Raw genomic sequence first — 13,523 nt, 5'->3', positions numbered from 1 at the left:
CGAGCAAGGAGTCTCAGTGACCACCCACTGGTGGCGGCACGCCGCGATCTACCAGATCTACGTACGCAGCTTCGCCGACGGCAACGGGGACGGCACCGGCGACCTCGCCGGAGTCCGCAGCCGCCTGCCGTACCTGCGCGAACTCGGCGTCGACGCCCTGTGGTTCACCCCCTGGTACACCTCGCCCATGGCCGACGGCGGCTACGACGTGGCGGACTACCGCGACATCGACCCGCTCTTCGGTACCCTCGCCGAGGCCGAGCAGCTCGTCGTCGCAGCCCACGAGCACGGGCTCCGCGTCCTGATCGACCTGGTGCCCAACCACTGCTCCGACCAGCACGTCTGGTTCCGCGACGCGCTCGCGGCGGGCCCGGGATCGCCGGAGCGGGAACGCTTCTGGTTCGTCCACGGCCGGGGGGAGAGCGGCGAACTGCCGCCCAACGACTGGACCTCCTACTTCGGTGGCAGTGCCTGGACGCGGGTGACGGAGGCGGACGGCAGTGCCGGGCCGTGGTACCTGCACATGTTCGCGCCCGAACAGCCGGACCTGAACTGGGAACACCCCGAGATACGAGCCGAGTTCGAGGACATCCTGCGGTTCTGGCTGGACCGGGGCGTCGACGGGTTCCGCATCGACGTGGCCCACGGCCTGGAGAAGAAGCCGGGCCTGCCGGACGTCGGCCCCGACCCGGACGTCACGGACCTGCCCTATCAGGACTGCGACGCGGTCCACGACATCTACCGCTCCTGGCGCAAGATCCTCGACGAGTACGACGGCGAGCGCACGTTCGTCGGCGAGGTCTGGCTGCCGACGCCCGAGCAGTCGGCGCGCTATCTGCGCCCGGACGAGCTCCACTCGGCGTTCAACTTCGACTTCCTGTGCTGCGCGTGGGACGCGGACGCGCTGCGCCGCGTCATCGAGGGAACCCTCGCCGGGCACGCACCCGTGGCGGCGCCGCCCACCTGGGTGCTCTCCAACCACGACACGATCCGGCACGTCACGCGGTACGGGCGGGCGGACACCTCGTTCGACATGGGGGACAAGCGGCTGCTCGACCCGAGCGATCCGGCCCTGGGCCGCCGCCGGGCGCGGGCGGCGGCGCTGCTGACGCTGGCGCTGCCCGGCGGGGTGTACGTGTACCAGGGCGACGAGCTGGGCCTGCCGGAGGTGCAGGATCTGCCGGACGCGCTGATCCAGGACCCCACGTTCGCCCGCTCGGACGGGGCGGACCGGGGGCGCGACGGGTGCCGGATCCCGCTGCCGTGGGGGACGGGCCCCTCGCTGGGCTTCTCGCCGGACGGGTCCGCGGCCCCCTGGCTGCCGCAGCCGGAGTCCTGGTCCGCCCTCGGCGTTGCGGCCCAGCAGACGGACCCGGAGTCCTTCCTCACCCTCTACCGTGCCGCGCTGGCGCTGCGCCGCGAGCGCCTGGTCCCTCTGCCGGAGTCGCTGACCTGGGTGGAGTCGGGCGCGGGGACGGTGTGCTTCGACCGGGGCCCGGGCGGATTCCGCTGCCTGCTCAACGTCTCGGCGGCGCCGGTTGCCCTGCCGCCGGGCGCGGAAGTCCTGCTCGCCAGCGGCCCGCTCGGGGACGGCGCGCTGCCCCCCGACACGGCGGCTTGGCTGGTTCTCTAGGACCTCTCGTACCCACAAGGCCGGAGACGGGCACTTCAAGGCCGGGCGGGCACACTTCGAGCCCGTCCGGCGATTGAGGGCAAGGGCGGTCCCGGGGCGCCCCCGGCCCCCGCACCGGACCGGGACTCAGAGCGCCAGCGACAGGAGCACGGGCGCAGCCCGCCGGTTCAGCGTGGCCGCCGCGGACCGGAGCCGGTGCGCGTCCTCGATCGGCAGCGACAGCGCCAGACACCCCGCCGACGAGCCCGCCGTCAGGGGGACCGCCGCGCACACCGTGCCCACCGCGTACTCCTGCAGGTCGAGCATCGGTACCGTCGCCGGCTGGCTGTCCAGCTTCGAGAAGAGCACCTTCTCGCTCGTGATGGTCCGTGAGGTGAGCCGCGCGATCCGGTGCCGCGAAAGATGATCGCGCCGGCCGTTCTGGTCGAGCTGGGTCAGCAGGCACTTGCCGATCGCACTGGCGTGCGCCGCCGACCGGAAGTCCACCCACTCGTTGACGGCGGGTGTACGCGGGCTGTCGGCCATCTGCGTGACCCGGATCTCCCCGTCGACGTACCGGCTGAGGTAGACCGCCGCCCCCACCGAGTCCCGCAGTTGTACGAGCGTCTGCTGGAGCTTGGCCTCCAGGGCCTGCCTGCGGGTGGACGCGCCGGAGCCGAGTTCGATGAGTGAGGCGCCGATGATGTACGCACCGTCGGTGACCTGCTCGACGTACCCCTCGCGGCGGAGCATCAGGAGCAGGGAGGAGAGGTGGCCGACGGGCAGCCCGGTCTCGCGGGAGATCTGTGCGTCGGTCACACCGCCGCCGTGGGTGGACACGGATTCGAGCACACGCAGGGCGTACTGCACCGAGTGGAACGGCGCCTTCGGCTCGGGCTTCAACGCCACGGTTTCCCCCTACCAGGTTGTGACCGCAAGCTTTTGCCCCACGATAGCCGCCAAGAGGCCGATTCGGAGAGGCTGTTGATGAGTTGATGGGTGCGCCCCGGCCCTGTCAGCTGGGGCGCACCCGTACGGCATATGCCAGAGTCATTGTCTGCACACCAACAGCAAGGTCACAGCACCGCGTTGAGGAAGTCGCGCGTACGTTCGTGCTCCGGATCGGAGAAGATTTTCTCCGGCGTTCCGGACTCCACCACGCGGCCCGCGTCGAACATCAGGACCTTCTCCGAGACGTCCCGGGCGAAGTTCATCTCGTGGGTCACGCAGAGCATCGTGATGTCGGTGTTCCGCGCGATGTCACCGAGGAGCTCCAGCACACCCGCCACCAGCTCCGGGTCGAGCGCGGACGTCACCTCGTCGAGCAGCAGGATCTCCGGCTGCATCGCCAGCGCCCGGGCGATGGCGACCCGCTGCTGCTGGCCGCCGGAGAGCTGGGAGGGGTGCGCGTCCGTCTTGCCGGAGAGGCCGACCAGGTCGAGCAGCTCACGGGCCCTGGCCTCCGCCGCGTCCCGGTCCATGCCCAGCACGTTGACGGGCGCCTCGGTGATGTTCTGCAGCACCTTCATGTTCGGGAAGAGATTGAACTGCTGGAAGACCATCCCGATCTTCTTCCGGGACTTCCGCAGCTCCTTCTCGCCCGCCGGCTTCAACGAGCCGTTCGGTGTCCGTACGTGCGACAGGGGTGAGCCGTCCACCCAGATCACGCCGTCGCTGACCTTCTCCAGCGTCATCAGCAGCCGCAGGATGGTGGTCTTGCCGGAGCCGCTCGGCCCGATCAGCGTGACGTGCTCACCGCGCTGCACGGTGAAGTCCAGCTCGTCCAAGACCACATGGTCGCCGTACCGCTTGACGACCTTGTCGAAGCGGACCAGCGGCTCGACGCCGGTCGTCACGGACTCCGGAGCGGCGTCCGCGGGTTCCTTCAGGGGAGCAGAGTCAGTGGCCAAGGCGCTTCTCCAGCTTTCTCATCAGCAGCGAGGTGGGGTAGCTCGCGACCAGGAAGACCAGTCCCGCGAGCGTGAATGCCTCGGTGTACGCGAAGTGGTCGGCCCCGTACGTACGGGCCTCGAAGACCATTTCCTGCACCGTGATGACGGCGAGGAAGGGGGTCTCCTTGAACATCGAGATCGCGTAGTTGCCGAGGGCGGGCAGTACGTTGCGCACCGCCTGCGGAAGGATCACGGCCTGCCAGGTCCGCCGGGGGGTCAGGGAGAGCGCCCGGCAGGCCTCCCACTGCCCCTTGGGCACACCGTCGATCCCCGCCCGGTACACCTCAGAGGTGTACGTGGCGTAGTGGATGCCCAGGACCACGATGCCGATGGTCAGCGGCTCCACCGACGTGAAGAGGGCCGCGGCGCCGACGAGCTGGACCAGCAGCGGGGTGGAGCGGATGAACTCCATCACCGCCTTCACCGGCACGGTCACGAGGCGGGACGGGGCCCGCCCGGCCATCGCGATCAGCAGACCGAGCACCGCAGCGACGAGAGTGCCGAGCACGGTCGCGAGGAGGGTGACCCTGAACCCTTCGAGCAGCAGGGGAAGGGCGTCCCCGACGGCATCCCGGTCGAACGCGTTCACCGGGTACCTCCGACGGTCGTGGCGGGTTCCGCGCTGCGCGTCCTGAGCAGGCTTCCCGCGCCGGGGTGCAGACCGAGCCGCCGCTTGGCGCTCCGCTCCAGCAGGTTCATCAGCAGGGTCAGCGCGTAGGCGAGGACGAAGTAGACGGCCAGCAGCGTGAGGTACGCGGTGAGGGTCTCACCGGTGCGGTCGCGGATCTGCTGGATCACGGTCATCAGGTCGGCCGCGGAGATCAGCCACAGCAGGGGCGTGCACTTCAGCAGCTGGATCAGGAGGTTGGTGAAGGAGGGGATCATCTGCACCCAGGCCTGCGGCAGGATCACCTTCCGCATCCGGTGCAGGGGGCTCATGTTCAGTGCCACGGCCGCCTCGTACTGGGCGCGGGGCACGGCGTTGATCGCGCCACGCACGATCTCGGAGCCGTATGCGCCGTAGTTCAGCCCGAAGGCGACGATCCCGCAGAGCAACGGCGTCAGTTCGTACCCGGTGAGCTGCGGCATCGCGTAGTAGAGCCAGAACAGCTGGATGTAGAGCGAGGTGCCGCGGAAGAACTCCACGACGATCCGGGAGACGCCGCGCACCGGGAGCAGCGTGCTGCCCGCCGCCAGTCCGAGCACGAACGACAGGAGCAGGGCCAGCAGGGAGCCCAGGACGGTCGCCTCGAGCGTCACCCACAGGCCCGCTCTGATCTGGGGAAGCTCATCGAGGAATGTGGAGAAGAAGTCACTCATACGGTGTGGTCCGCCCCGTCAGCCCTTGCACAGATCGGCGGTCTTCAGCGTGGCCGGCGGGATCTCCGTGGCCCCGAAGCCGTACTCCTGCAGCAGGCTCACATACCGCGACCTGTCCGAGACGATCTTCTTGAGCTCACGGTTGAAGGAGTCCCGCAGGTCCTCGTTGCCCTGGCGGAAGACCGCGCCGCCCGGGGAGAACTGCTGCTTCCCGTCCAGCTCCGGCACGAAGGCCTCGGTGACCTCGGTGTCCGGGTTGGTCTTCGCGAGCCAGCGCAGCGAGATGCCCGTGAGCAGGAACGCGTCGATCCGGCCGCCCTTGACGGCGTCGGCGCCGTCCTGCGGCTTCTGCAGTGTCTTGATCTTCCCCTCGGGGATGCCCGCCCCTTTCGCGTACGAGCCCTCGACCGCACCGGACATCACGCCGACGGTGACTCCGGCGGCCTTCGCGGACGCCAGGTCGGTGAGCTTCTTCGGGTTGCCCTTCCTCACCATCAGCGCGGTGGGGGAGATGAACTCCGGCTCGGAGAAGATGGCGTTGGCGCAGCGTTCGGGAGTGATGGCCATGCCCGCGCTGACCACGTCGTACTTCCCGGCCTGCAGACCGGGGATCAGGCCGTCCCACTCCGAGAGGGTGGGCTTCAGTTCGTCGACGCCGAGCGCCTTGAATATCTCCCGGTGCAAGGTGGGGGCCTCGCCCTTGAGTTCCTTGCCCTCCAGGTAGCCGTACGGGGCCTCATTGGCGTACGCGACCCGGACGAAACCCTGCTTGCGGAGCTTGTCGAGCGCGCCCTCGCCCTCCACGGAGCCGGCATCGGTCTTGCTGCATGCGGAGAGCAGACCGGGAACGACGAGCAGTCCGCCCACGGCTGCCGATCGGTTGAGGAAACCCCGGCGGGACAGGTTCGGGAAGTCAGCCATGGTTCGCAATCTCCAGGGGTCGCACAGTCCGGACAGGGTGAGCGCCTGCCCGATCCCGTACGTCTATGCAGAAAGCGCTGCCATGTAACCGAAAAGCGGCCGGAGGGTGACCTTCCCGTGTCTCGTCGAGGGCGGAGCGCGACGGGAGGACTGCGGGGCGTACTCCCGGAGGTGGCCCGCCTCATGACTGTCCGTTATGCGGGGATGTCCTCGGAAGGGACGTAACCACGCTGTATGTCCACGATGTTCGGCAGCGGCTCCCCGGCCGCCCATCGTTCGTACATCGACACGAACTGCTCGGCCAGCCGGTCCCGCCAGCCGGCCGTGTCCCCGCTCATGTGCGGGGAGACGATCAGCTCCGGTACGTCCCACAGCGGGCTCTCCCGGTCCAGGGGCTCCTCCTGGAACACGTCGAGCGCCGCACCCGCGATCCAGCGCCTGCGCAGCGCCTCGGCCAGGTCCTCCTCGACGACCAGGGGCCCGCGCGCCACGTTGATGAACCGGGCGGAGGGTTGGAGGAGTCCGAAGAACCGTGCGTCGAACATGCCGTGCGTGGACGCCGTCAGCGGAGCCGCGCAGATCACCCAGTCGGCACCGGCCGCGAGCCGGTCGAGGTCCTCGACTCCGTGGATCGTGCGCCGCGCCGTACGCCCCACGAGCGCCACCTGGACACCGAGCCCGTGCAGCAGCCGCATGATCTCCCGGCCGATCGGGCCGGCGCCGACGACGACCGCACGGCTGCCGGCGAGCCGGCGGGTCTCCCGGTGGCGCCACTGCCGCGCACGCTGGAGCTCCAGCGTGCCGGGGAGGTCCTTGGCGAACGCGAGCACGAGACCCGCCACGTACTCCGCGACCGGAAGCTCGAACACGCCCCGCGCATTGGTGACGACGGTGGGGGACGCGGCCAGCTCGGGGCAGAGCAGCCGGTCGACGCCGGCGCTCGCCGTGTGCACCCAGCGGGGCCGCGGCCCCGCGCCCGGCCAGGCATCACGCACGGCGTCGGAGGTGAAGTCCCAGACGAGCAGCACATCCGCGTCCGGCAGCAGCCGGGCGAGGCTGCGGCCGTCGGCGTGACGGATGCGGGCCTGCCCGGTGAGCCGGCCCAGGCGCGGCGCCGGGGCGGCGTCGAGAACGAGGATCAGTGGCTGGGGCATCAGGATCAACCACGCTCGCACCCGGTCGCCCCGCCGTCAACAGGACCATGAAAACCGCAGGTCACACCTGTTGCGGGCGCCGTTGTGCGGTCATTGGAGGAATACTTGTCCCAGGCAGGGGCAGCGGTTCCAGGGCGCGCCCGAGAGGCGGCAGGACATCCGGACGCACCGGAAGGATGGACATGACGACCGTAGGACTTCTCTACCCGGGCTACGCCGCGGAGGACGACTTCCCGCGGACCGAGATCATGCTCGACAGCGACATCAGAGTGCCGCTGTTCCACACCGACATCGACGAGGACTCCCGCAGTACCGACTCCCTGCGCGGGGCGGGCACGCCCGAGCGCCTGGCCGCCGGAGTCGAGGAACTGCGGATGGCAGGAGCCGAATCGCTCATCTGGGCCTGCACCGGCGGCAGCTTCGCCTACGGGTGGGACGGGGCCCACGAACAGATGGCGACCCTCGCCAGGACGGCGGGGCTGCCCGCGTCCAGTACGTCCCTCGCCTTCACGCACGCCGTGGGGGAGCTGGGGGCCACCAAGGTCGCGGTCGCGGCGACTTACCCCGAGGACGTGGCCGCACTCTTCGCGGACTTCCTCGGGGCAGCGGGCATCGACGTGGTGGCGACCCGGGGCACCGGCATCATCAGCGCCGCCGAGGCCGCCACCGTGGACCTGGAGCGGGTGAAGGAACTGGCCGTGGCCGGGGACCATCCCGACGCCGAGGTGGTGCTGCTCCCGGACAACGCCCTGCACACCACGGCCCACATCCCCGAGCTGGAGGAACTCCTCGGCAAGCCGGTCCTCACCGCGAACCAGGTGGCGGTCTGGGAGGGGCTGCGGCTGGCCGACCGCCGGGTCTGGGCACCGACGCTCGGCACGCTCTTCGCCACCCGCGAGCCCCCGCTCGGAGCCGCCGAGCACCGGGGCATCGAGGTACGGGAGTGAGGCGCGGGGGAGCGGCGCGGGAATAAGCGGAGCCATCCTCCTGTTCGTATCTCCCGATACGCACGCGCAGCACCGGGAGAGGCCGAACACGTGGATGAGAACCGAGGCGACGAGATTCGCGGCACCGCAGGCGGAACGGCCTCCGTGCCCCTCTCCGTGCTCGACCTGGTGACCGTGGGCCAGGGCCGGACAGCGACCCAGGCCCTGCGCACCAGCGTCGACATCGCCAGGCTCGCCGAGGGGCGCGGCTTCCACCGCTACTGGGTGGCGGAGCACCACTCCATGCCGGGAGTGGCCTCCTCGTCCCCGGCCGTCATCCTCGCGCACCTGGCCGCCCACACCGAGCGCATCAGGCTCGGCTCCGGCGGCGTGATGCTGCCCAACCACGCCCCCCTGGTCATCGCCGAGCAGTTCGGCACCCTGGAGGCGATGGCCCCCGGCCGCATCGACCTCGGCCTCGGCCGCGCCCCCGGCACGGACGGCGCCACGGCGGCGGCCCTGCGCCGCACCGAGCGCCTGAACGAGGGGGCCGACAACTTCCCGCAGCAGCTGGCCGAGCTGACCCGGTTCCTCGACGACGACTTCCCGGACGGGCACCCCTACGCCCGTATCCACGCGGTCCCCGGACCGGTGCAGGCCACCTCGGAGGGCGGCGTCCAGTCCGCCGCCCGTCCGCCCGTCTGGCTGCTCGGCTCCTCCGGGTTCAGCGCCCGGCTGGCCGGCGCCCTCGGCCTGCCCTTCGCGTTCGCCCACCACTTCTCGGCCCAGAACACCGTGCCGGCCCTCGACCTGTACCGGGAGTCGTTCAAGCCGTCCGCGGTGCTCGACGCCCCGTACGCCCTGATCGGCGTCGCCGCCCTGGCCGCCGACGAGGAGCGCGAGGCACGCCGCCAGGTCCTGACCGGCGCCCTGTCGATGCTGCGCCTGCGCTCCGGCCGCCCCGGCCTCGTCCCCACGCCCGAGGAGGCGGAGGCGTACGCCTTCAGCCCGATGGAGCGCGAATTCGTCGACAGCTGGCTCGTCAACATCGTCCACGGCACCGCGGACGAGGTCCGCGCGGGCCTCGACGACCTGGCCAAGCGCACCGGCGCCGACGAACTGATGATCACCGCCAACGCCCACGGCGGCGAGGCCCGGCTGCGGTCCTACGAGCTGATCGCCGACGCGTACGGCCTGCCCGTCCTCGGCTGACGAGGTCCGGCCCGGCGGCCCGGATCAGACCTCCAGGGCCCGGCTGCCGATCAGTTCGGCGATGCGCTCCGGGGCGACCGCACGCGAGTAGAGCCACCCCTGTCCGGTGTCGCAGCCGATCCGGCGCAGCCGCTCCGCCTGGCCCGACGTCTCCACGCACTCCGCGGTGACCGTCAGGCCCAGGCGGTGCGCCAGCTGCACCATGGCCTCGACGATGGTCTCGTCGGCGGGGCTGGGGTGCGCCCCGCCCTCGTAGCGGAAGCCGCGCACGAAGGAGCCGTCCAGCTTCAGCACGGAGACGGGCAGCCGGCTCAGATAGGCGAGGTTGGAGTAGCCGGTGCCGAAGTCGTCGATCGCGATGCGGACGCCCATGTCGCTGAGCGCCTGGAGGACCCGCAGCGGCCGGCCCGAGGACCCCATCACGGCGGACTCGGTCAGCTCCAGTTGCAGCAGTCCCGGTGCGAGACCGGTCTCGGCGAGGATCTCCGCCACGTCGGCGACCAGGTCGGAGTCCCGCAACTGGCGCACGGCGACGTTGACGCTGATGAACAGAGGCGGCTCGCCGGGGTGGTCCAGCTGCCAGCGGCGGGCCTGGCGGCACGCCGTGCGCAGCACCCAGCGGCCGAGCTGGACGATCGTGCCGTCCTCCTCGGCGATCGAGACGAACCTGTTCGGCGCCAGCATCCCGAACTGCGGGTGATTCCACCGGACCAGGGCCTCCACGCCCCGCACCACCTCGTCGGCCATGCAGACGAGCGGCTGGTACTCCAGGGTGAACTCGCCGCGCTCGACGGCGGGCCGCAGTGTGGAGGACAGCGCCTGACGGGTCATCCGGTGGGCGTTGCGCTCGGGGTCGAAGAGCGTCCAGCGTGCCTTGCCGTCCGCCTTGGCCCAGTAGAGCGTGGTGTCGGCGGCCTGCATCAGACCGGTGGGTGAGGTGCCTGCCGAAGCCCGCTCCACCACCCCGATCGACGCGGAGACGGAGAGCCGCTGCCCGGCCAGGTCGAAGGGCTGCTGGAGGGCGTTGAGCACCGAACGCGCGAGCTCGGTGAGCTGATGGGCACCCGCCGAGTCCTCGACCAGGATCGCGAACTCGTCACCGCCCAGGCGCGCCACCAGATGACTGCCGCTGCGGTCGAAGCCGTCGGCCCCCGCGCAGTCGGTGAGCCGGGTGGCGACGGCGGCCAGCAGCCGGTCCCCGGCCCGGTGCCCCAGGGTGTCGTTGACCGCCTTGAAGCCGTCGAGGTCCAGGTAGCAGAGCCCGATCCGGCCGTGCCGCGGCAGTGAGTCGTCCTGGAACGGCGGGCCTTCCAGGGCGGTGGAGAGCCGTTCGAAGAACAGCGTCCGGTTGGGCAGCCGGGTCACCGGATCGTGCATCTGGACGTGGCGCAGCCGGTTCTGCAGTTCGCGCCGGTCGCTGATGTCGGCGACGGACAGCAGCGCACCGCCGCTGCCCGCACCGGTCGGCGGACCGGCCATCGGTACGACGGTGATCTCGGCCCACAGGGACCGGCCGTCGGGATGCTTCAGCCGGCGGGTGCAGCGCAGCCGCGAGCGGCTGCCGCCCAGGACCTCGCTGTATGCCTGCAGGGTGCGGAGGTCCGACGCGAGGTCGACGAGATCGGCCGCCGACCGCTGGACCAGGAGCCCGGGCTCGGTGCCGAGCAGTCCGCCCAGTGCGTCGTTCGCCCGGACGACCTGGCCCCGCCGGTCGACGACGGCCATGGGGAGGGCGGCCGCCTGGAACGCGGCGCGGTAGTCGCTCAGGGCGGAGTGATCCCCGGGGGAGTCGTCACACTCCGTGTCCGTCGGTTGCCCGATGTGGGGTGCCGTGCCCGCCGGGGGCATCGGCCCTTCGGAGGTTCCGCTCACCGCTCGCTCCCGCTGTGCAGATCGTCGTGAACAGATATCGGTCGGAGGGTCGGACTGGGCTCATCGGGTGGAGCGCCCGTGCCAGAGGCGGAAACCACGCAGGAAAGCGAGGTGAAGCATAGATGGTGGCGCGTCGGGCGTTCCAGCGCGTCCGCGGTTTCGGGCCTGCCGTACGCGTATGGCCCACGCGGCACACGGTAACCCTCTTTGCCCGCTCCTGATCGTTTCTGTGCAGTTCTGTTCTGGCGTATAGCCGAGGTGATTGATTGTGACTGTCTGTGAGTGAGGTGAGCTGTCCTGGCCCTCCCCGCTTACCCGTGTGGGGCAGCACAACAGGGCGTACGGCACCGAATCGGCACAGGGTGAGGGGGATGTCCCGCATTCGCCACCCGGAGGTAGATGTGCCGCGTCAGCACAGACCGGGGGGAGTGGAGAGGCCGAGTCTGCGCAGTGCGGCGGCCGCACTCACCTCCCTCCTGGCGCTCGCCGCCACCGGGCTCGTCGCCGGACCCGCCGTGGCGGCCTCGCGCGACGCGAGCCCGTGCGCCCTGCCCAGGACCGGGGCACACCACTCGCTCGGCCTGGACACCTGGAACGACGCCTACCCACGCCCCGACCGCAGCCTCGACGCGGTCATGGTCTTCCTCTCGTTCCCCGACTCCGAGCCCGCCGTCACCCCCGATGTGCTCGCCGCCGACTACTTCCCCTCGACCACCCGCTTCTTCAAGCGGGCCTCGTACGGGAAGTTCACCCTCCGCGCCCACCCCCAGCAGCACTGGACCCGGATGCCGCACCCCTCCACCTGGTACGGCATACAGCGCGACTGGGGATCCGAGCAGCGCACCGCCTACCTGCGCGACGCGATCGAGGCCGTCGACGACCAGGTCGACTTCTCCGCGTACGACATCGTCTACCTCGTCGCCGACCCGGACGCGCCCGGCGTCGACTCCGACGCCACGAAGGTGGTCAACTTCGACCGGCCGCTGCGCGCCGACGGCACGGACATCAAGCGTGTGGTCACCGTCTTCGAGGAGCACCCGCCGGACCGCAACGTCCTCGCCCACGAGACCGGACACGTCTTCGACCTGGCGGACCTCTACCACCGGCCCGAGGACGGCAAGGGCGACTGGGACACCTACGTCGGCGACTGGGACGTGATGGGCAGCCAGTTCGGACTCTCCCCGGACCTGTTCGGCTGGCACAAGTGGAAGCTCGGCTGGCTCGACCGCGGCCAGGTCGTCTGTGTGCAGGGCAGCGCCGACCTGACCCTCGAACCCATGGCCGCGGTGCCCGTGCCCGGCGGATCCATCGGGACCCGGCTCGCCGTCATCAGGACCGGTCCGGACAGCGCGCTGGCCGTCGAGGCCCGCAGCGCCGTCGGGAACGACCGGGGGACCTGCACCGAAGGCGTGCTGATCTACCGCATCCACAACCACACGCCCTCCGGCGGCGGCCCCATCGAGGTGCTGGACACCCACCCGGACTCCGACGGCTGCTGGGAGCGCTCGGTCTACCCGCCGCTCGCGGACGCCCCGCTCCGCGAGGGTGAGCGCTACAGCGTGCCCGGTGAACGCACCCGGATCGAGGTCGCCGACCGGACGCGATCAGGTGCGTGGACGGTACGGATCACCACCGGCACCTGAGGGTCCGGGAGCCGACAGCCCGGCAACCCTGGGACGGGGCCCCGGCTCGACGGCCGGGGCGGGGGCGCGCACAAAGAAGCCCCCTCGCTTGCGCGAGGGGGCTTCTTCTGTCTGTGCGCCGTCAGGGACTCGAACCCCGGACCCGCTGATTAAGAGTCAGCTGCTCTAACCAACTGAGCTAACGGCGCCTGGTGACGTCGTAGACATTAGCACCCGGATCGGCCGGAGGAAAAATCGAATTCCCGGTGGTCGACGGGGCCGCCGACCTGCCCACCCGTACGCAGGCCCAGAGCAGAACGTCCGGACCCGGAAGCCACGGGTTGCGCGTGTCCGGGGCGACCAGCCAGCGGGGGCCGGCACCGGAACCGCCGACCAGAGGCGGGACCGTGACCGCGTCACCGGTGCCGTGACAGAGCAGCGGGGGCATGGACCCTTGGTGCCGCGATGAGCTCCCGGACGTGCTGCCGGTGCCCCACTCCTCCCAGGCCAGCAGCGACGGCAGCCGCTGGGCGGTGCCGGGAGCGGCGAACAGCAGCATCCGCCCGCGGTGCGTGGCGACCGGGCCGGAGCCCGGGCCCTCGGCCCAGAGCTGTTCCAGCATGCGCCGGCCGAACAACGCGGGCACGTTCACCACGTCGAAGGCGGAGCCGCACGGCAGGACGCCTGGGGAGCCGGGGCGGGCCTCCCACTGGGAGAGCGTGCTGCGCGGGTGGGCCGAGGCGCCGGCGAGCCAGGCGGCTCCCGACGCGGTGACCTGGGCCGCCCTGTCATCGGCTGCCCGGTCCCGGTCCCGCAGCAGGGCGAAGATGTCGACGCCGTGGCGCGGGGTGGCACCGGTGTGAAGAGTCGTTTCGTCTTTCAGCCATGCGCTCATGACGACAGGTCTACCGGCAGTGACGGTACTGTTTCCG

General features: G+C 70.8%; 12 protein-coding genes and 1 tRNA gene. 4 read left to right on the top strand and 9 right to left on the bottom strand.

Features of this window, described 5'->3' with window-relative positions; translation table 11 throughout:
• Window positions 1–16 precede the first annotated feature (16 nt).
• Entirely contained in the window at window positions 17–1,633 is a 1,617-nt protein-coding gene (locus ABZS61_RS19305) for a glycoside hydrolase family 13 protein (RefSeq protein ID WP_356422213.1), read from the top strand.
• Window positions 1,634–1,759: 126 nt separating this feature from the next.
• Here the strand turns inward: ABZS61_RS19305 and ABZS61_RS19300 are convergent, their stop codons facing one another.
• The 6 genes from ABZS61_RS19300 to ABZS61_RS19275 all read right to left on the bottom strand — a co-directional run bounded on the left by ABZS61_RS19300 (window position 1,760) and on the right by ABZS61_RS19275 (window position 6,959).
• Window positions 1,760–2,521 carry an IclR family transcriptional regulator C-terminal domain-containing protein gene (locus ABZS61_RS19300; RefSeq protein WP_356422209.1) on the bottom strand — a complete coding sequence of 254 codons (762 nt, stop codon included), beginning with the start codon at window positions 2,519–2,521 and terminating at the stop codon, window positions 1,760–1,762.
• Window positions 2,522–2,688: 167 nt separating this feature from the next.
• On the bottom strand, window positions 2,689–3,522 hold the full coding sequence (gene ehuA / locus ABZS61_RS19295) for an ectoine/hydroxyectoine ABC transporter ATP-binding protein EhuA (protein ID WP_356422206.1): 834 nt from the start codon (window positions 3,520–3,522) through the stop codon (window positions 2,689–2,691).
• Window positions 3,512–4,153 carry an ectoine/hydroxyectoine ABC transporter permease subunit EhuD gene (ehuD, locus tag ABZS61_RS19290; protein ID WP_356422203.1) on the bottom strand — a complete coding sequence of 214 codons (642 nt, stop codon included), beginning with the start codon at window positions 4,151–4,153 and terminating at the stop codon, window positions 3,512–3,514. The genes ehuA and ehuD overlap by 11 nt, the downstream gene beginning before the upstream one ends.
• A complete protein-coding gene (ehuC, locus tag ABZS61_RS19285; protein ID WP_356422200.1) occupies window positions 4,150–4,884 on the bottom strand; it encodes an ectoine/hydroxyectoine ABC transporter permease subunit EhuC in 735 nt (244 codons plus the stop codon). The genes ehuD and ehuC overlap by 4 nt, the downstream gene beginning before the upstream one ends.
• An 18-nt stretch (window positions 4,885–4,902) precedes the next feature.
• Complete coding sequence (ehuB, locus tag ABZS61_RS19280) at window positions 4,903–5,805, bottom strand: ectoine/hydroxyectoine ABC transporter substrate-binding protein EhuB (protein ID WP_356422197.1); 903 nt, start codon at window positions 5,803–5,805, stop codon at window positions 4,903–4,905.
• A gap of 194 nt (window positions 5,806–5,999) precedes the next feature.
• On the bottom strand, window positions 6,000–6,959 hold the full coding sequence (locus tag ABZS61_RS19275; RefSeq protein ID WP_356422194.1) for a D-2-hydroxyacid dehydrogenase: 960 nt from the start codon (window positions 6,957–6,959) through the stop codon (window positions 6,000–6,002).
• 182 nt (window positions 6,960–7,141) lie between these two features.
• On the opposite strand from ABZS61_RS19275, the gene ABZS61_RS19270 reads away from it, so the two are divergent.
• A complete protein-coding gene (locus ABZS61_RS19270; RefSeq protein ID WP_356422191.1) occupies window positions 7,142–7,906 on the top strand; it encodes a decarboxylase in 765 nt (254 codons plus the stop codon).
• 90 nt (window positions 7,907–7,996) lie between these two features.
• On the top strand, window positions 7,997–9,097 hold the full coding sequence (locus ABZS61_RS19265) for an LLM class flavin-dependent oxidoreductase (protein ID WP_356422188.1): 1,101 nt from the start codon (window positions 7,997–7,999) through the stop codon (window positions 9,095–9,097).
• Between the two features lie 24 nt (window positions 9,098–9,121).
• Here ABZS61_RS19265 and ABZS61_RS19260 read toward each other — a convergent pair whose 3' ends face one another.
• Window positions 9,122–10,969 (bottom strand): EAL domain-containing protein, encoded by a 1,848-nt coding sequence (locus tag ABZS61_RS19260; RefSeq protein ID WP_356422184.1) that lies wholly within the window; start codon window positions 10,967–10,969, stop codon window positions 9,122–9,124.
• Between the two features lie 401 nt (window positions 10,970–11,370).
• Between ABZS61_RS19260 and ABZS61_RS19255 the strand changes: the two genes are divergently transcribed.
• Window positions 11,371–12,612, top strand: coding sequence for a M6 family metalloprotease domain-containing protein (locus tag ABZS61_RS19255; RefSeq protein WP_356422508.1), 1,242 nt, complete (start codon window positions 11,371–11,373; stop codon window positions 12,610–12,612).
• Between the two features lie 114 nt (window positions 12,613–12,726).
• Here the strand turns inward: ABZS61_RS19255 and ABZS61_RS19250 are convergent.
• Together ABZS61_RS19250 and ABZS61_RS19245 are read right to left on the bottom strand one after the other, a co-directional pair.
• Window positions 12,727–12,800, bottom strand: a tRNA-Lys gene (locus tag ABZS61_RS19250).
• A complete protein-coding gene (locus ABZS61_RS19245; RefSeq protein ID WP_356422181.1) occupies window positions 12,791–13,486 on the bottom strand; it encodes a hypothetical protein in 696 nt (231 codons plus the stop codon). The genes ABZS61_RS19250 and ABZS61_RS19245 overlap by 10 nt, the downstream gene beginning before the upstream one ends.
• Window positions 13,487–13,523: the final 37 nt, after the last annotated feature.

This window comes from Streptomyces sp. NPDC005566, from assembly GCF_040605575.1.
Lineage (GTDB): Bacteria > Actinomycetota > Actinomycetes > Streptomycetales > Streptomycetaceae > Streptomyces.
The sequence above is the reverse complement of the archived record's forward strand: the minus strand, read 5'-3'. Positions and strand labels throughout refer to the sequence as shown.

Excerpts from the sequence above, each read along its gene's own strand:
- ehuC (WP_356422200.1), bottom strand. The coding sequence starts at position 4,884 with ATGAGTGACTTCTTCTCCACATTCCTCGATGAGCTTCCCCAGATCAGA.
- ehuB (WP_356422197.1), bottom strand. The coding sequence starts at position 5,805 with ATGGCTGACTTCCCGAACCTGTCCCGCCGGGGTTTCCTCAACCGATCG.
- ABZS61_RS19270 (WP_356422191.1), top strand. The coding sequence starts at position 7,142 with ATGACGACCGTAGGACTTCTCTACCCGGGCTACGCCGCGGAGGACGAC.
- ABZS61_RS19275 (WP_356422194.1), bottom strand. The coding sequence starts at position 6,959 with ATGCCCCAGCCACTGATCCTCGTTCTCGACGCCGCCCCGGCGCCGCGC.
- ABZS61_RS19245 (WP_356422181.1), bottom strand. The coding sequence starts at position 13,486 with ATGAGCGCATGGCTGAAAGACGAAACGACTCTTCACACCGGTGCCACC.